Genomic DNA, 17335 nt, shown 5'->3' with positions numbered 1-17335 from the left:
GCCGCGCCGCCGCTCAGGCCGGCGCGCCTTCGGCGAGCGTCGCCATGTCGACCACGAAGCGGTACTTCACGTCGCTCTTCAGCATGCGTTCGTAGGCCTCGTTGATCTGCGACATGCGGATCGGCTCGATGTCCGAGACGATGCCGTGCGCGGCGCAGAAATCGAGCATCTCCTGGGTCTCGGCGATGCCGCCGATGAGCGAGCCGGCCAGGCGGCGGCGCTTGAGGATCAGGTTGAAGACGGTGGGCGAGGGGTGGGGCGTGGACGGTGCGCCGACCAGCGTCATGGTGCCGTCGAGCTTGAGCAGCGCCAGGAACGGGTCGAGGTCGTGCGCGGCGGCGACGGTGTTGAGGATGAAGTCGAAGCTGTTGCCGTGGGCGGCCATCTCCTCGGCATTCCTCGACACCACGACCTCCTTCGCGCCCAGGCGCAGCGCGTCCTCGCGCTTGTCGGGCGAGGTGGTGAACAGCACCACGTGCGCGCCCATCGCGGCGGCGATCTTCACGCCCATGTGGCCGAGGCCGCCCAGGCCGACGATGCCCACCTTCGAGCCCGGGCCGACCTTCCACTGGCGCAGCGGCGAGTAGGTGGTGATGCCCGCGCACAGCAGCGGCGCGACGGCGGCGAGATCGGCCTCCGGGTGGTTGACCTTCAGCACGAACTTCTCGTGCACCACGATGTGGTCGGAATAGCCGCCCAGCGTGTTGGCGCGCGAGACCTGCTCGGGGCTGTCGTAGGTGCCGGTGAAGCCGTTGTCGCAGTACTGCTCCACGCCGTCGGCGCAATGCTGGCAGTGCTGGCAGCTGTCGACCATGCAGCCGACGCCGACGATGTCGCCGACGGCGAACTTGGAGACGCCCTCGCCGATGGCGGTGACGCGCCCGACGATCTCGTGGCCGGGCACGCACGGGTAGTTGGCCGCGCCCCATTCGCTGCGCGCGGTGTGCAGGTCGGAGTGGCAGACGCCGCAATGCAGGATGTCGATGGCGACGTCGCGCGCGGTCGGGTCGCGGCGCTCGAAGGTGAAGGGCGCGAGCGGCGTGGTGGCGGAGCGCGCCGCGTAGGCGTGGGTGAGTCGGGTCATGGAGAGGGTCCTGGCTGGGGCTGGAAGAGGTTGAAGACCTTACGCCGCTTCGGCGCCGCGCGCACGTCGCACGGGAACGTCCCCGGCAACCTTTCGCGCGCAGCGAAACGGGTCGCGTGCTAAGGTGCCCGCCGCCCGGAGCCCCCTCCGGCCGTGACCCTGGAACCGAGCGCCCCGTGCCCCTCCCCGAACCCCCCGTCCCCAGCGCAGCGGCCGTCGCCGCGCGCGCCGCCCGCGCCGATGCCGATGCCACCGCCGCCGGGCGGTCCGCCGTCCCGGCGGGCCCCGGCCTGTCGCCGCGCCTGACGCTGCTCTTCGCCGTCGCCTGCGGGCTGTGCGTGGCCAACCTGTACTTCGCGCAGCCGCTGGTCGGCCCCATCGCCGAGACCCTGCGGCTGCACGCCGGCATGGCGGGGCTGGTCGTCACGCTCACGCAGCTGGGCTACGGCACCGGCCTGCTGCTGCTGGTGCCGCTGGCCGACGTGGTGGAGAACCGCCGCCTGATCCTGGTGGCCATGGCCGGCGCGGTGCTGGGCCTGGCGGGCGTGGCGCTGTCGAATTCGGCCGCGACCTTCCTGGGCGCCTCCTTCGTGGTCGGGCTGTGCGCGGTGGCGGCCCAGGTGCTGGTGCCGTTCGCGTCGCACCTCGCGCCGGAGGCCGGCCGGGGCCGGGTGGTCGGCAACATCATGGGCGGGCTGATCGCCGGGATCATGCTGGCGCGGCCGTTCTCCAGCCTGGTGGCGTCGGCCTTCGGCTGGCGCGCGGTGTTCGCCGTCTCGGCGCTGCTGATGACGGTGCTGATCGCGGTGCTCTGGCGCGCCCTGCCGCGCCGCGTGCCGCACGGGACCATCGGCTACGCGCGCACCATGGCCTCGCTGCCGGGCATCGCCTGGCGCACGCCGCTGCTGCAGCGCCGGGGCTTCTACCAGGGCATGCTGTTCGCGGGCTTCCAGGCCTTCTGGACGGCGGTGCCGCTGCTGCTGGCGCACGAGTTCGGCCTGGGGCAGGGCGGCATCGCGCTGTTCGCGCTGGCCGGCGCCGCCGGGGCGCTGGCCGCCCCGTGGGCCGGACGGCTGGCCGACCGCGGGCTGACACGGCCGGCCACCGGCGCGGCCATCGGCGCGGCGCTGCTGTCGTTCGTGATCGGCGCGGTGTCGGTGCATTTCCACTCGCTCGCCGGGCTGGTGCTCGCGGGCATCCTGCTCGACGGCGCGGTGCAGCTGTGCCAGGTGCTCAACCTGCGCAGCCTCTACATGCTCGCGCCCGAGCTGCGCGGCCGCCTCAACGGCCTGTTCATGACCTTCATCTTCCTGTGCGCGGCCGTCGCCTCCGGCGTCTCGGCGGCGATCTACGCCTTCCACGGCTGGAGCGGCGTGTGCCTGATGGGGGGCGCGCTGGCGCTGGCGGCCGGGGTGCTGTTCCTGAGCGACCGCGCCGCGCCGGCGCCGGGCGCCTAGCCGCCGCGCCGGGACGCCGTCACATCGACCAGATGCGCGGCGCGACGGCCGGGCGCCGCCAGAGTTCGCCGCGCCAGGCCAGCCACACCTGGCGCAGCAGGTGCATCGCCGGTTCCACCACGGGCGCGAGCACGCGCAGCACGACGATCCCGCCGTGCGGGCTGGTGGCGCCGGCGCTCGCCGCGAGCGGGTGCGCGTCGGCCAGCGCGCGCGCGAGGTCGAGCAGCGCCTCGCGCCGCGCGCGCGCGAGCGGCGTGCCCGTCACCAGGAACAGCGTGGCCATGCAGCGGTGGCCGGCCAGGCCGATCGGGCTGGCGAGCAGCCGGTGGTCGGCCGCGTCGATGCGCGCGCGCTCCAGCCACGTGCCCGGCACCTCGATGTGCTGCAGCAGGCTGCCGCGCACGAAGGGCTGGCCGGCGGCCGGCAGCCCCAGCGCGCTCACGTCCCAGCCGATCAGCTCGGCGCCGGGCGCGGCCTCGATGCGCAGGCGGTTCTCGGCCCGGCAGCCGCTGTAGCAGAGCGCTTCGAGGGGCAGCCATTCGAGTCGCGCGCCGGCCGCGAGGCGCAGCGTGGCGCGCTGCACCGCCGCCTCGCCCTCGCTGCGGTAGAAGCGCGTCGCCCCCGGCGTCGTGACCAGCCCGTGGCTGCCGGGCGCCGCGCTCACGTCGATGTCGAGCGTGTCGCCGCCCACCAGGCCGCCCGGCGGATGCACCAGCACGTTGTGGCAGACCGCGGGGCCTTCCGGGTACAGGCTCTGCAGGATGCGCAGGGGGCCGTCGTGGCGGAAGCGCGCGACGGTGCGTGAGGGGTCGGTGGCGCTGTAGTCGAGCGCGAGTCGGGCGTGCCAGGGCATCCGGGGAGTCTAGAAGTCCCCCGGGTCAGGGCTTCCAGGCCCCTTCGTGGGGCACCGTGGCTTCGCCGATCAACGCCGGACCGATGCATTCGATCGGGTGCGGGGAGGCGGCGAACACGTCCCGGCACGAGAGTTCGGCGTCGCGCTGGTCCTGGTGCTCGCCCCGGAAGACGCGCAGGCGCTCGGCGTCGATGCCGAACACCACGCGCCCGATGTTCGACCAGAAGATCGCGCCGGCGCACATCACGCACGGCTCGCCCGACGAGTACAGCGTGGCGCCGGCGAGTTCGTCGCGCGAGGGCTTGCGCGCCGCCAGGGCGCGGATGGCGCCCATCTCGGCGTGGCCGGTGCAGTCGCCCGTCTCCGCGGTGTTGTTGTAGGCCTCGGCGATGACTTCGCCGGCGGCCGACACCACGAGGGCGCCGAAGGGCCGGTTGCCGCGCCGGACCGCCGCGTGCGACCAGTAGATGGCCTTGCGCAGGTAGCGGCCGTCGCGTTCGTCCAGGGGCTGCTCGGCGGGGAGTCTTGCGGGGGTGCGGATCGGGGGGGAGGTGGTGGAGGTCATGTCTTGACGGTGCGTTCGCCGCGCGCGGGCAGCATCGAGGTGTTGAAGATGGCATCGGCCGAGGGCCGGGTCCGGAGGCCGAAGACGTCGACCACCTCGTCGACCTGGCGCTCGAGGACGAGCTTGCGAATATCGCCCAGTCCGTGCGAGCGGGTGTCGGACGCCGCCACGTACTGGGCGGTGATGGCCCAGCGATCGAGTTCGACGCGCTCGTCGAGGATCGGCTCGCGCTGGCGCATCGCGGCGATCGACGGACCCGGGTTGGCCAGGGTCTCGACGATGGCGCGGTTGCTCGCGCGCAGGAAGGCGGCGACGGCCTGGGGATTCTGGGCGACCAGGTTGCTGCTCGCGAGGATGGCGTTGCCGTACAGGTCGACGCCGGCGTCGGCGTACTTCAGGATCGAGAGTTCGTCCGTCTTCATGCGCGCGAACAGCGACACGGCCGAGTCGTGGAAGTAGGTCGCGGCATCGACGTCGCCGCGCACCATGACGTTGTCGCGGGCGCTGAAGTCGGTGGTCTGCCACTGGAAGGCGTCGGGCTTCATGCCGGTCTTGCGCGCCACCATCGGCCAGGCGCGGCGGGTCGACTCGACGGCGGCCGCGGCCACCTTGCGGCCCGCCAGGCTGCGGAAGTCGCCGGTCACGCCCCGGTCCTTGCGGCCGATGATGACGAAGGGCGCCCGGTTGTAGTACTGGTAGACCGCCTGCACCACCGGCGTGCCCGGGTGCTGGGCGTTGAACTCGACCAGCGAGCTGATGTCGCCCAGGCCGAGCTGGTAGACGCCGCTGGCGATGCGCGTGATGGAGGCGACCGAGCCGGCGCCGGTGTCGATCGTCACGTCCAGCCCCTCGTCGCGGTAGTAGCCTTTGGCCAGTGCGAGGAAGAACGGCGCGGTCTGGCCGTTGATGCGGAAGTCGAGCGTGAACTTGATCGGCACGGGCTTCGTGCCCTGTGCGAAGGCGAGCGGGGCGGCGAGCGAGCAGGCGGCCACGGCGGAGCCGGTGGCGAGGAAGGTGCGGCGTTGCATGGCGATGAACCCTGGAATCGTGGTGGCCTTGAAACCCGTCGCGCGAGGGCGACAGGTGCTTCAAGAGCAATTTCCGGGCAGCGCCCGGACCGGGTGCGTGCGCTGCTGAACGCTTCTACTCTCGGTCCTGCGGCAAGCACGAGGCATGCCAATCCCCCGTCGTCCCGAACCGGCCGCGCGCCGCGCCGCCGGCATGCACCAAGACGCGGCGCGCCGTGCACCAGCGAAGTTCGACCACCGCGCGGGGTCACCGTGGCCGCCGGCTTGCCCCGGGGGACGGGGCGGGCGCATCATCGGCGCCGCGAGAGTAGAAGCGTTCACCAGCCGCAGGCCTTCACGGGCTGGCAGGAAATTGCTCTTGATGCGTTGTTCCAACCTTCAGGAGATCCATGCCATGACCACGAGCGCCGCCGACCACGACCTCGCCGAGATCCAGCGCGAGACCCGCATGGGCGCGGTGGGCCGCACCACCACCGCGCGCGAGATCCGCCGCATCGACCTCTCCGACTTCGAGCGCCGCCGCGACGTCATCGCGCAGGCGCTGTGGGACGCGGCCGTCGATGTCGGTTTCTTCCAGCTCGTCAACCACGGCATCGACCTCGCCAAGGTACGCGGCGCCTTCGAGATGGCCGAACGCCTGTTCGCGCTGCCCGAACCGGTCAAGGCGCAGTACCCGCTGAAAAAGGCGCTCAACGCCGGCTGGGAGAGCAAGGCGCAGGTCCGGCCCTCCACCGGCACGCCCGACCAGAAGGAAAGCTACCAGCTCACCCGTCCGCACATGGCCGGCCTGTGGCCGACCGACGCGGAACTGCCGGGCTTTCGCGAGACGATGCTCGCCTTCGAGCGCGAGAGCTGGGAGGTCGCCATGCGGGTGCTGTCGTGCTTCGCCACCCGGCTGGGCTTCGAGCGCGACTTCTTCGCCCGCGCGCACGATTCCGAACGCGCCAGCTACCAGAGCACCCTGCGCCTGCTGCACTACTACGCGATCCCGCCCGAGGCGCAGGACCGGCTCGAACTCTGGCGGGCCGGCGCCCACACCGATTTCGACTGCCTGACCCTGCTCTACCAGCGCCACGGCCAGGGCGGCCTGGAAGTGTGTCCGGGCAAGGAGATGGACGCGCAGGAATGGACGCCGATCGCGCCCGACGGCGACGCCATCACCTGCAACATCGGCGACATGCTCATGCGCTGGAGCGACGACCGTCTGCCGAGCAACTTCCACCGCGTGAAGAACCCGCTGCCGGGCGAGTACATGGGGCCGCGCTACAGCATCGCCTTCTTCGCCCAGGCCAACCGCGACGCGATGATCGTGAGCCCGGGCGGAACGCACGCGCCGATCAGCGCGGGCGATTTCCTGAACCAGCGCATCGCGGCGAACTTCAAGGCGTACTGACCACGGCGGCCGGTGCGGCCGGCGCGTCCGGGTCGGCCGGGATGCGCTCGAGGTCGGCGAGCCAGACCTCGGCCTCCGAATCGCTCGGGGCGCGCCAGTCGCCGCGCGGCGAGAGCGAGCCGCCCGAGCCGACCTTCGGGCCGTTGGGCACGCAGGAGCGCTTGAACTGGCTGGTCTTGAAGAAGCGCCAGACGAAGGTGCGCAGGTGACCCCGGATGGCCGCGAGCCCGTAGGCGTTGCGTTCCTCGCCGGCGAGGGCCTCGGGCCAGGGACCGCGCTCGCGCTCGCCCCAGGCCGCGTGCGCGAGGAAAGCCACCTTCGAGGGCCGGAAGCCGTGGCGGGTGATGTAGTAGAGGTGGAAGTCCTGCAGCTCGTAGGGGCCGATGGTGTCCTCGGTGCGCTGGCCGGGCTGGGCGTGGCGCGCGGTGTCGGGCGCCGCGCCGGCGCCCTCGGCCTGCGGCGGCGGCTCGCTCGGCACCAGCTCCGGACTCACCTCGGTGGCCACGATGGCGCGCAGCACCTCGCTGCCGGTCGCGTCGAGCACGCCCGCGCCGGCCACCCAGCGCACCAGGTGCTTGATCAAGGTCTTGGGCACGCTGGCGTTGACGTTGTAGTGCGACATGTGGTCGCCCACGCCGTAGGTGCACCAGCCCAGCGCCAGCTCGCTCAGGTCGCCGGTGCCCACGACGATGCCGTCGAGGTGGTTGGCCAGTCGGAACAGGTGGCTGGTGCGCTCGCCGGCCTGCACGTTCTCGAAGGTGATGTCGTACTGCGGCACGCCGTCGGCGAAGGGGTGGCCCAGGTCGGCGAGCATCTGGCGGCAGCTCGGGCGGATGTCGATCTCGCGCGCGGTGCAGCCGATGGCCGCCATCAGCCCGTGGGCCTGGGCCAGGGTGCGCCCGGTGGTGGCGAAGCCGGGCATGGTGAAGCCCAGGATGTCGCTGCGCGGGCGCCCCAGGCGGTCCATGGCCTGCGCGCACACCAGCAGGGCGTGGGTCGAGTCGAGTCCGCCGGAGACGCCGATCACCAGCTTCTTGATGCGCGCGGCCTCCACGCGCTGCACCAGCGACTGCACCTGGATGTTGAAGACCTCGCGGCAGCGCTCGTCGCGCGTGGCCGCGTCCGCCGGCACGTAGGGGAAGCGCTCGACCGTGCGGCGCAGGCCCCCTGGCGCATCGCGCCCGAGACCGGGCAGGTCGAACTCGACGACGCGCCAACGCCGCAGCGCCTCGCCGTGGCGCTGCGCCGAGGCGCCGAAGGAGGTCTGGCGCATGCGCTCATGGGCGAGGCGCTCGAGGTCGGCGTCCGCGACGATCATGTGCGAGCGGTTGCTGAAGCGCGCGCTCTCGGCGAGCAGTTCGCCGTTCTCGTAGATCAGCGCCTGGCCGTCCCAGGCCAGGTCGGTGGTCGACTCGCCGATGCCCGCCGACGAGTAGAGGTAGGCGCCCAGGCAGCGCGCGGACTGCGAGCGCACCAGCTGGTGGCGGTAGTCGGACTTGCCCACCGTGATGTTGGAGGCCGACAGGTTCACCAGCACCGTCGCGCCCGCGAGCGCGCCCAGGCTCGAGGGCGGGATGGGCACCCACACGTCCTCGCAGATCTCCACGTGGAAGGTCAGCAGGGGCAGGGCGCGCGCCCTGAACAGCAGCTCGGCGCCGAAGGGCACGCGCATGCCGCACAGGTCGACCTCGGTGGCCAGGGCGCTGTCGGCGGGGCTGAACTGGCGCGCCTCGTAGAACTCGGCGTAGTTGGGAAGGTAGGTCTTGGGCACCACGCCCAGCAGGGCACCGCCGGCGACCACCGCCGCACAGTTGTAGAGCCGGTGGTCCACGCGCAGGGGCAGGCCCACCACCGCGATGGTGGGCAGCGCGCGCGAGGCCGCGACGATCTCGCCGAGCGCGGCCTCGCAGGCCTCGAGCAGGGCGGCCTGGTGGAACAAGTCGTCGCAGGTGTAGGCCGACAGTCCCAGCTCGGGAAAGGCGACCAGGTCGACGCCGTCGGCGGCCGCCTCGCGGTACAGGCGCAGGGTCTCGGCCGCGTTGAACACGGGGTCGGCCACGCGGTTGCGCGGCACGGCCACGGCCAAGCGCGCGAAGCCGTGCGCGTGAGGGTTGTGGAAGGAAAAATCGGTAGACATGACCGCGATCCTAGGCTTTCGGGGCGTGAAGGAAAGCGACGGCCGCTGCCGGCGGGCGGACCGCGCGCCGGTCACGCGGCCATGACGCGAGCAGCGGCGATGCCGCCCGCGCACTGCTCCGTCCACGACGGAGGAACCCGGGTCGGGTCAGCGTTCGAACGTCGCCACTGTCGGAATCTCCCAATCAGCGCTGGCCGCATCGGCCGGTACCGCCAACATGAAGATCGCAGCAGAAGCCGTCGAGATGACAACGGTGATGAGGAAATTGACCATGGCGAGAGTCTGGATCGATTGTTGTAACGGCTTGTCAGCCATTGGCTATCCCGCTTGCACGGTTAACGCCCGCGCACTTGGTCGTCGACGGTAAGTCGCCTGTGCGACATGTAATACCCGGGTTTCTAGCGATCCGTGTCGGGCCTCACCTCGACGATCGTCCCGTCGCCGACGAACGCCTCGCCCACCAGCATGCGGAAGGCCGTGCCGGGAGCGAAGCGGGGTCGCGCCACCGCCGGCGACAGGAATTCGACCGGCAGGCGCTGCACCGTGCCGCGCCGGAAGGCGCCACCCGCCGGCACCTCCCAACGCCCGGAAAAACCAGCGTTGTCGACGACGAACGCACAGAAATGCTGGCCCTCGGCGATCAGCACGTCCTCGGCCGGCACGGCGGCGGGTCGCAGGGTGATTTCCGCCAGCGCGTGCGCGTGGAAGGGCGCCCGGGCCGCCAGCGACACCTGGTCGGCCAGGAGGACGGCCGAGGTGGGCGCCGGCTTCGCGGGCCGCTTCAGGCGCCCCATCAGCCAGCCCACGACATTGCCGATCACCGGAATCCACAGCAGCAGCATCAGCGTGCCGATGTCGCGCGTGGTGGTGCCGGGCACGGCGAAGTGGCGGATCGCCGCCCCCGCGACCGCCAGGAACAGCAGCACGACGACGATGAGCTTGCGGCGGGACTGGCGGGTGGTCATGGGGCGGATCGCGAAGGCGAAGAAGGGGCGGGCGGGGATTGTGCCGCCTGCGCGCTTACCGCCCGCGCGAGGCCCAGAAGCCGCGGTGCGTCGCCACCATCTCCTCGGCCACTTCGGCCACCGGCCCGATCACCTCGATGGCTTTCTGGCCGCGCGCGAAGACCTCGCGGCAGGGCAGCGCGAGCGTGGGGTTCTCGGGGTGGTCGCCGGTCAGGGCGAGCAGGGCGTCCTCGCCCGCGCCGTAGACGACCCGGCCGATGTCCGCCCAGTACACGGTGCCCGCGCACATCGCGCAGGGCTCGAAGGTGGTCACCAGCGTGCAGCGCCGCAGGTAGGCGGCCGGATGGTCGAGCGAGGCGTGGCGCGCGAGCGTCGCCTCGGCGTGATGGACGGTGTCGATGTTGCCCTGCTCGGCCAGCACCGTGTCGCCGTCCGGGGCCACCAGCACGGCCCCGAACGGATGCCGGCCCATCGCCATCGCCCGCCGCGCCACCGCGTCGGCCCGCCGCAGCGCGGCGATCGCCTGATCGCGCGTCATCCGCCCTGCGAGCCGCGGTGCGCCCAGCCGGTCGTGTGCTTCTCGATCAGGCTGAACAGCTCGTACATCACCATCGCCATCGCGCCCACCACCATCAGGCCCGCGAAGGCCAGGCCCATCTGCATGGCCGAGCCGGCGGAGATCAGCAGGTAGCCGATGCCCTCGTTGGCCGCCGTCATCTCGCTGACCGTGGTGCCGACGAAGGCCAGCGTGATGGCCACCTTGAGCGAGGCGAAGAAGTACGGCATGGAACGCGGCAGGCCGATCTTCATCAGCACGTCCCAGCGCCGGGCGCCCAGCACGCGCAGCACGTCCTCGAGTTCCGGCTCCAGCGTCGCCAGACCGGTGGCGATGTTCACCATGATCGGAAAGAAGCTGATGAGGAAGGCCGTCAGGATCGCCGGACCGACGCCGATGCCGAACCACACCACCAGGATCGGCACGAAGGCCGCCTTGGGCAGGGCGTTGAAGGCCGTCATCAGCGGGTACATCGCCGCGTAGGCCAGGCGCGAGCTGCCGATGACGAAGCCCAGCAGCACGCCCACGACGATGGCCAGGCCGAAGCCGGCCATCGTGACCCAGAAGGTGCGCCAGGCGTGGCCGGCGATGATCTCCTTGAACTCCCAGAACTGCGTCCAGATGCGCATCGGGCTGGGGAAGATGAATTCCGAGATGCCGAAGCCCGCGCAGACGATCTGCCAGAGCACCAGCACCGCCACCAGCAGCAGCCACGGCGACCAGCGCTCGATCTGCCGGGCGTTGCGCTGCATCGCGCTCATGCCGCCACCGCCGGGGCCGGACTGCCCCGCAACGCGCCGATGTGCCCGCGCAGTTCCAGGACCATGTCGGTGAATTCCTTGGTGTAGGTGAGTTCGAGCTCGCGCGGGCGCGGCAGCTCGATCTCGCGGCGCACGACGAAGCGCCCGGGGCTCTTGCTCATGACATAGACCGTGTCGGCCAGGAAGACGCTCTCGCGCAGGTCGTGGGTGACCAGGATGACGGTGAAGCGCTGTTCGGTCCACAGGTCGCGCAGGATGCACCACAGCTCCTCGCGCGTGAAGGCGTCGAGCGCGCCGAAAGGCTCGTCCAGGAGCAGCATCTGGGGCTCGTGGATGAGCGCGCGGCAGATGCTCGCACGCTGCTGCATGCCCCCGGAGAGCTGCCAGGGGAACTTGTCCTCGTAGCCGGCGAGGCCGACCTTCTGCAGCAGCCGGCGGGCGCGTTCCTCGTATTCCTTGCGCTTGGCGCGGAAGCTGGAGCGGTAGGGCTCGACGATCTCCAGCGGCAGCAGCACGTTGTCGACCGTGGTCCGCCAGGGCAGCAGCGACGGCGCCTGGAAGGCCATGCCCGAGACCTTCAGCGGTCCGGTGACCGGCGCGCCGTCGATGCGGATGCGGCCCATCGAGGGCATCTTCAGGCCGGTGGCGAGCTTCATGAAGGTCGACTTGCCGCAGCCCGAGGGTCCGACGATGGCGATGAACTCGCCGCGCCGGATCTTCAGGTCGATGGCCTCGACCGCGAAATGGTTCTCGCGCAGCAGCTGTTCGTTGTAGGCCAGCCAGACATCCTGGAAATCGACGAAGTGGGTGGGTTCGGACATGGCTTCGGGGGCGCGGGGTCGGCGGGCGTCGGGCGTCACTTCTTCAGGACGGCGAGTTCGGCGGCCGGCGGCAGCAGCGTGGCGTTCCACACCGTGGCCGGGTCGACCCGAGTCTTGGTCGCGAAGGCGTCCGACACCTGCGAGGCCATCAGCGACAGGCGGGCGGCGTTGACGGCGCCGAAGCCCTCGGTGCGCGCGTCGGCGCTGTTGATCACGGTGTCGATGGCCAGCTGCAGCCGGCGCGTCTCCAGCTTGGCGTCGATGATGCCGTCGCGCGCCTTGACCGATTCGATCGCCACCGCCGGGTTGGCGATGACTTCCTTCGCGCCCTTGGCGAAGGCCGAGAGGAACGCCTTCACCGCAGCCGGGTTGTCCTTGAGCATCTTCGGCGAGACGATGATCGCGTTGCCGTAGAGCTTCACGCCGTAGTCGGGATAGGGCAGCACCACGACGTCGGCCGCCTTGGCGCCGCGCGCCTCCAGGTTGAGCAGCGAGGTGAAGGTGAAGCCGGTGATGGCGTCGACGTCGCCGCGCATGAGCATGGTCTCGCGCAGGGTCGGGTCCATGGCGGTCCAGTTGACCGCGCCCACGTTGTTGGCCTTGGCGAAGATCGGGAAGGCGCGGCGCCCGGCGTCGAACACCGGCGCGCCGAGCTTCTTGCCCGCGAGGTCCGCCGGCTTCGCGATGCCGCTCTTCTTCAGCGCCATCACCGAGGCCGGCGTGTTGTTGTAGACCATCATGACCGCCACGGGCTTGTTGGGCGCGTCGGGGTTGTTGGCGTGGAATTCCATGAGCGCGGCGAGGTCGGCGAAGCCCATGTCGTAGGCGCCGGAGGCCACGCGCGTGACCGTGCCGCCCGAGCCGTTGCCCGCGTCGATCGTCACGTCGAGTCCGGCGCCCTTGAAGTAGCCCTTGGCCGCCGGGTGCAGGAACAGCGCGGCCGGTCCCTCGAAGCGCCAGTCGAGCTGGAACTTGACGGGCGTCTGCGCGTTCGCGCTCCCGGCGAGGCCGAGGGCGAGGACGGAAGCGGCGAAGAAGGACTGGAGGAGGTGGCGCTTGTTCATCGGGGAGGGCGTGCGGGAGGAGGAGGGGGATGGCGTCGGGAGAATGGCGTCGGGAATTAGCAATAACGGTGCCTGCACCGTTCCGGTGCATCGTTTCATGGCGAATCGGGAAGGCCCGCGACAGTCCCCGGCTGACAGGCGGGCGGCGGGCCGGGTGCCAGCATCCGGCCGCAACGACCGCGCCGCCCCACCGAACAGCCTTCCCATCGCCATGACCTCAACGCCCATCGACCCCGGCTCGGATGACCTGGCCTTCCTCTCGGGCGGCGGCGAGATGGGCGACCTCATGCGCCGGATGGACTGGCGCGGCCATCCGCTCGGTGCGCCGACGGAGTGGCCCCAGTCCCTGCGCTCGATGGTCTCGGCCTGCCTGAACTCGCCCGTGCTGGGCACCGTGCTGTGGGGTCCCGACCTGCGCATGCTCTACAACGACGCCTACATCCCGTCGATGGTCGAGCGCCACCCGCTCGCGCTGGGGCGGCCGGTGGCCGACGTGTGGGGGGAGGCCTGGGCGGCGGTCGCGCCGGATTTCCACCGGGTCGTGGCCACGGGCGTGGGCATGATGCAGCGGCGCGTGCCGCTCGTGATCCGCCGCCACGGCCACGACGTCGAGACCTGGTGGGACTTCACCGCCACGCCCATCCGGGGCGAGGACGGGCGCATCGCCGGGCTGTTCAACCAGGGCACCGAGGTCACCGAACAGGTGGTCGCCGAGATGCAGCGCGACGCCACCGCCGCCGAGCTGCGCGCGCTCACCCGCCACCTGGCGATGACGGTCGAGGAGCGCACGCGCGACCGCAACGCCCTGTGGGAGCTGTCCTCGGACCTGATGCTGCGCTGCGGCTTCGACGGCCGCATCGTCGCGGTCAATCCGGCGTGGCTGCGCCTGCTGGGCTGGCGGGACGACGAACTGCTGGGCACTTCGCTGTTCGAGCTGATCCATCCGGACGACCTGCAGCGCACCATCGATGGCGCCAACGCCTCGGCCGAAGGCCGCTCGTTCCAGCGCTTCGACAACCGCTTTCGCCACAAGGACGGCAGCCATCGCCACATCAGCTGGTCGACCCGTTCGGCCAACGGCCTGATCAACGCCGTCGGGCGCGACGTGACCGAGGAACTCGCGCAGTCGAGCGCCCTGGCGGCCTCGCAGGAGCAGCTGCGCCAGTCGCAGAAGCTGGAGGCCGTGGGGCAGCTCACCGGTGGCGTGGCGCACGACTTCAACAACCTGCTGACGGTGGTGCGCTCGTCGGTCGAGCTGCTGCGCCGCGTCGACGCGGGCGCGGTGGAGAAGCGGCGGCGCTACATCCAGTCGATCTCCGACGCGGTGGACCGGGCGGCCAAGCTGACGGGCCAGCTGCTGGCCTTCGCGCGCCGGCAGGCGCTCGTGCCCACCGTGTTCGACGTCGTGCGCAACATCCGGATGGTGGGCGAGATGATGGACACGCTCACCGGGTCGCGCATCCGCGTGCGCATCGACCTGCCGCCGCACCCCTGCTTCGTGCACGCGGACGCGAGCCAGTTCGACACGGCCATCATCAACATGGCCGTCAATGCCCGCGACGCGATGGGCGGCGAGGGCACCCTGAGCCTGCGCGTGCGCCGCGTCGAGGCCCTGCCGGCGATCCGCTCGCACCCGGTGCGCCCGGGCGCCTACGTGGAGGTGTCGCTCGCGGACACCGGCACGGGCATCCCGACGGACCACCTGAAGAAGATCTTCGAACCGTTCTTCACCACCAAGTCGGTCGGTCTGGGCACGGGGCTGGGGCTGTCGCAGGTCTACGGTTTCGCCAAGCAGTCCGGCGGCGAGGTCCAGGTCGACAGCACGCCGGGCCGGGGCAGCACCTTCACGCTCTACCTGCCCTGGGCCCATGGGGAGGGTGCCGCGCAGGAGGCGGACGTGCCCGAGATGCTGCTGACCGGGCACGGCACCCGCGTGCTGGTGGTGGAGGACAACGTGGAGGTCGGCGCGCTGGCGACGCAGACGCTGGCCGAACTGGGTTACGTCACGGCCTGGGCCGTCGACGCGACGCAGGCGCTGGCCGAACTCGACCGCGCCCCCGATGCCTTCGACGTCGTCTTCTCCGACGTGGTGATGCCCGGCATGAACGGCGTCGAACTGGCCCGGGAGATCGCCCGGCGGCACCCGGACGTGCCGGTGGTGTTGACCTCGGGCTACAGCGACGCGCTGGTGCACGACGGCACGAGCGGCTTCGAACTGCTGCAGAAGCCCTATTCCTTCGACCAGCTCTCGCTGGCCCTGCGCAAGGAGACGGCCAAGCGCCACCGCCGGCGTTCCGGCGCGGCCTGAGCCGCCGGCGCCGCTACTTCTGGATCGCCGCCTGCGCCACGGCGAGGGCCGTCATGTTGACCAGGCGCCGCACCGTCGCCGAGGGCGTGAGCACGTGCGCCGAGCGCGAGGCACCCAGGAGGATGGGGCCGACCGTGACGCCGTTGCCACCGGTGATCTTGAGCACGTTGAACAGGATGTTCGCGGCGTCGAGGTTGGGGCAGATCAGCAGGTTGGCCGAGCCCGTGAGCGTCGTCTCGGGCAGCGCGTGCCTGCGCACGTCCTCCGACAGGGCCGAGTCGCCGTGCATCTCGCCGTCGCACTCGACGTCCGGGGCGAGTTCCATGAACAGTTCGCGCGCGCGGCGCATCTTGCGCGCCGAGGCGCGGTCGGACGAGCCGAAGTTCGAGTGCGACAGGAAGGCCACCTTGGGCGGCAGGCCGAAGCGGCGCACCTCCTCGGCGGCCATCACGGCGATGTGGGCCAGGAGCTCGGCGCTCGGGTCCTCGTGGACGTTGGTGTCGGCGATGAACAACGTGTGGTTGGTCAGCGTCAGGGCGTTGAGCGTGGCGAAGCCGGGGCCGCCCTCCTTGGCGCCGAGCAGCTGGTCGAGGATCTTCAGGTGGCTGTCGAAGCGCCCGACCAGGCCGCAGATCATGGCGTCGGCATCGCCGAGCTGCACCATCAGCGAGGCGATGGTGGTGTTGGAGCGCCGCACCATGGCCTTGGAGGCTTCCGGCGAGATGCCGCGCCGGCCCATGGTGCGGTGGTAGGCCTCCCAGTACTGGCGGAAGCGCGCGTCGTTCTCGGGGTCGACGATCTCGTAGTCCTCGCCCAGGCGCAGGCGCAGGCCGGCCTTCTTGATGCGCGCCTCGATCACCGAGGGCCGCCCGATGAGGATCGGCCGCGCCAGGCCTTCGTCGATGGCCAGTTGGGCCGCGCGCAGCACGCGGTCGTCCTCGCCCTCGGCGTAGGCCACGCGCTTGGCGGTGGCGACCTTGGCCGCGGCGAACACCGGGCGCATGAACATGCCGGTCTGGTAGACGAAGCGGGTGAGCTGCTGGCGGTAGGCCTCCAGGTCCTCGATCGGGCGCGCCGCCACGCCCGACTCCTGCGCCGCCTTGGCCACGGCCGGCGCGATGCGCAGGATCAGGCGCGAGTCGAAGGGCTTGGGGATCAGGTAGTCGGGGCCGAAGGACAACTCCTGGCCCTCGTAGGCGGTGGCCACCTCCTCGCTGATGTCGGCCTTGGTCAGGTCGGCGATCTCGCGCACGCAGGCGAGCTTCATCTCCTCCGTGATCTTGCTCGCGCCGCAGTCGAGCGCGCCGCGGAAGATGTAGGGGAAGCACAGGACGTTGTTGACCTGGTTGGGGTAGTCCGAGCGGCCGGTGGCGATGATGCAGTCCGGACGCACGGCCTTGGCCAGTTCGGGGCGGATCTCGGGCTCGGGATTGGCCAGCGCCAGGATGATGGGCTGCGTGCCCATCGTCTTGACCATGTCGGCCGTCAGCACGCCGGGCGCCGAGCAGCCCAGGAACACGTCGGCCCGGTCGACCACGTCGGCCAGGGTGCGCGCGCCGGTGTCGGGCTGCGCGAAGCGGGCCTTGGACTCGTCGAAGCCGCCGGGGCGGCCCTCGTAGATCAGGCCCTTGGAGTCGACGGCGAAGATGTTGGCGGGCTTGGCGCCCAGCCCGACCATCACGTCCAGGCAGGCGAGCGCGGCGGCGCCGGCGCCGGAGACGGCGATCTTCACCTCCTCGATCTTCTTGCCGACCAGTTCCAGGCCGTTGAGCAGCGCGGCCGCCGAGATGATGGCCGTGCCGTGCTGGTCGTCGTGGAAGACCGGGATGTTCATGCGCTCGCGCAGCTTCTTCTCGATGTAGAAGCACTCGGGCGCCTTGATGTCCTCGAGGTTGATGCCACCCAGCGTGGGCTCCAGCGCCGCGATGATGTCGACCAGCTTGTCGGGGTCGTTCTCGGCGAGTTCGATGTCGAAGACGTCGATGCCGGCGAACTTCTTGAACAGGCAGCCCTTGCCTTCCATTACCGGCTTGGCCGCCAGCGGGCCGATGTTGCCCAGGCCCAGCACGGCGGTGCCGTTGGTGACCACGCCCACCAGGTTGCCGCGCGAGGTGTACTCGGCCGCCATGGCCGGGTCGGCCTCGATGTCCAGGCACGGGTAGGCGACGCCGGGCGAGTAGGCCAGCGACAGGTCGCGCTGGTTGACCAGCGGCTTGGTCGGCGTGATCGAGATCTTGCCGCGCACCGGGTTGCGGTGGTAGTCGCGCGCGGCATCGCGCAAGGCTTCTTCTGCAGGGGAGAGGGGAGCGGACATTTGAGAGAAGTCTCCTGGGTTCAAACGAC

15 protein-coding genes are annotated in these 17335 nt (G+C 71.0%); 3 read left to right on the top strand and 12 right to left on the bottom strand.

Features of this window, described 5'->3' with window-relative positions; translation table 11 throughout:
* Positions 1-13: 13 nt before the first annotated feature.
* Positions 14-1084 (bottom strand): NAD(P)-dependent alcohol dehydrogenase, encoded by a 1071-nt coding sequence (locus NF681_15865; protein ID UST53765.1) that lies wholly within the window; start codon positions 1082-1084, stop codon positions 14-16.
* A 176-nt stretch (positions 1085-1260) separates the two neighbouring features.
* Here NF681_15865 and NF681_15860 point away from each other — a divergent pair, with 176 nt between their 5' ends.
* The gene (locus tag NF681_15860; protein UST53764.1) at positions 1261-2541 is read left to right on the top strand and encodes an MFS transporter; all 1281 of its coding nucleotides are present in this window, start codon (positions 1261-1263) and stop codon (positions 2539-2541) included.
* Between the two features lie 19 nt (positions 2542-2560).
* Here NF681_15860 and NF681_15855 read toward each other — a convergent pair whose 3' ends face one another.
* From NF681_15855 to NF681_15845, 3 genes are read right to left on the bottom strand one after another with little or no spacing between them, the layout of a single operon-like run.
* On the bottom strand, positions 2561-3394 hold the full coding sequence (locus NF681_15855; protein ID UST53763.1) for an urease accessory protein UreD: 834 nt from the start codon (positions 3392-3394) through the stop codon (positions 2561-2563).
* A gap of 25 nt (positions 3395-3419) precedes the next feature.
* On the bottom strand, positions 3420-3959 hold the full coding sequence (locus tag NF681_15850; protein ID UST53762.1) for a nucleoside deaminase: 540 nt from the start codon (positions 3957-3959) through the stop codon (positions 3420-3422).
* Positions 3956-4987, bottom strand: a complete 1032-nt coding sequence (locus NF681_15845; protein ID UST53761.1) for an ABC transporter substrate-binding protein — start codon at positions 4985-4987, stop codon at positions 3956-3958. The genes NF681_15850 and NF681_15845 overlap by 4 nt, the downstream gene beginning before the upstream one ends.
* 394 nt (positions 4988-5381) lie before the next feature.
* Here NF681_15845 and NF681_15840 point away from each other — a divergent pair, with 394 nt between their 5' ends.
* Entirely contained in the window at positions 5382-6380 is a 999-nt protein-coding gene (locus NF681_15840; protein ID UST53760.1) for an isopenicillin N synthase family oxygenase, read from the top strand.
* Here the strand turns inward: NF681_15840 and NF681_15835 are convergent.
* From NF681_15835 to NF681_15805, 7 genes are all read right to left on the bottom strand, one after another.
* Positions 6367-8517 (bottom strand): NAD(+) synthase, encoded by a 2151-nt coding sequence (locus NF681_15835; GenBank protein UST53759.1) that lies wholly within the window; start codon positions 8515-8517, stop codon positions 6367-6369. The genes NF681_15840 and NF681_15835 overlap by 14 nt on opposite strands.
* Before the next feature lie 147 nt (positions 8518-8664).
* A complete protein-coding gene (locus NF681_15830; GenBank protein ID UST53758.1) occupies positions 8665-8832 on the bottom strand; it encodes a hypothetical protein in 168 nt (55 codons plus the stop codon).
* Between the two features lie 83 nt (positions 8833-8915).
* The gene (locus NF681_15825; protein UST53757.1) at positions 8916-9482 is read right to left on the bottom strand and encodes a hypothetical protein; all 567 of its coding nucleotides are present in this window, start codon (positions 9480-9482) and stop codon (positions 8916-8918) included.
* Between the two features lie 55 nt (positions 9483-9537).
* On the bottom strand, positions 9538-10020 hold the full coding sequence (locus tag NF681_15820) for a nucleoside deaminase (GenBank protein UST53756.1): 483 nt from the start codon (positions 10018-10020) through the stop codon (positions 9538-9540).
* Positions 10017-10799 (bottom strand): ABC transporter permease, encoded by a 783-nt coding sequence (locus NF681_15815; protein UST53755.1) that lies wholly within the window; start codon positions 10797-10799, stop codon positions 10017-10019. The genes NF681_15820 and NF681_15815 overlap by 4 nt, the downstream gene beginning before the upstream one ends.
* A complete protein-coding gene (locus tag NF681_15810) occupies positions 10796-11620 on the bottom strand; it encodes an ABC transporter ATP-binding protein (GenBank protein ID UST53754.1) in 825 nt (274 codons plus the stop codon). The genes NF681_15815 and NF681_15810 overlap by 4 nt, the downstream gene beginning before the upstream one ends.
* Before the next feature lie 35 nt (positions 11621-11655).
* The gene (locus tag NF681_15805; protein UST53753.1) at positions 11656-12684 is read right to left on the bottom strand and encodes an ABC transporter substrate-binding protein; all 1029 of its coding nucleotides are present in this window, start codon (positions 12682-12684) and stop codon (positions 11656-11658) included.
* 211 nt (positions 12685-12895) lie between these two features.
* Here NF681_15805 and NF681_15800 point away from each other — a divergent pair, with 211 nt between their 5' ends.
* Positions 12896-14992 carry an ATP-binding protein gene (locus NF681_15800; protein UST53752.1) on the top strand — a complete coding sequence of 699 codons (2097 nt, stop codon included), beginning with the start codon at positions 12896-12898 and terminating at the stop codon, positions 14990-14992.
* A gap of 13 nt (positions 14993-15005) precedes the next feature.
* Here the strand turns inward: NF681_15800 and NF681_15795 are convergent, their stop codons facing one another.
* Positions 15006-17306, bottom strand: coding sequence for an NADP-dependent malic enzyme (locus NF681_15795; protein ID UST53751.1), 2301 nt, complete (start codon positions 17304-17306; stop codon positions 15006-15008).
* Between the last annotated feature and the right edge of the window lie 29 nt (positions 17307-17335).

The organism is Comamonadaceae bacterium OTU4NAUVB1 (genome assembly GCA_024372625.1).
GTDB lineage: Bacteria > Pseudomonadota > Gammaproteobacteria > Burkholderiales > Burkholderiaceae_C > Variovorax.
This window is presented reverse-complemented; position numbering and strand designations above follow the sequence as displayed.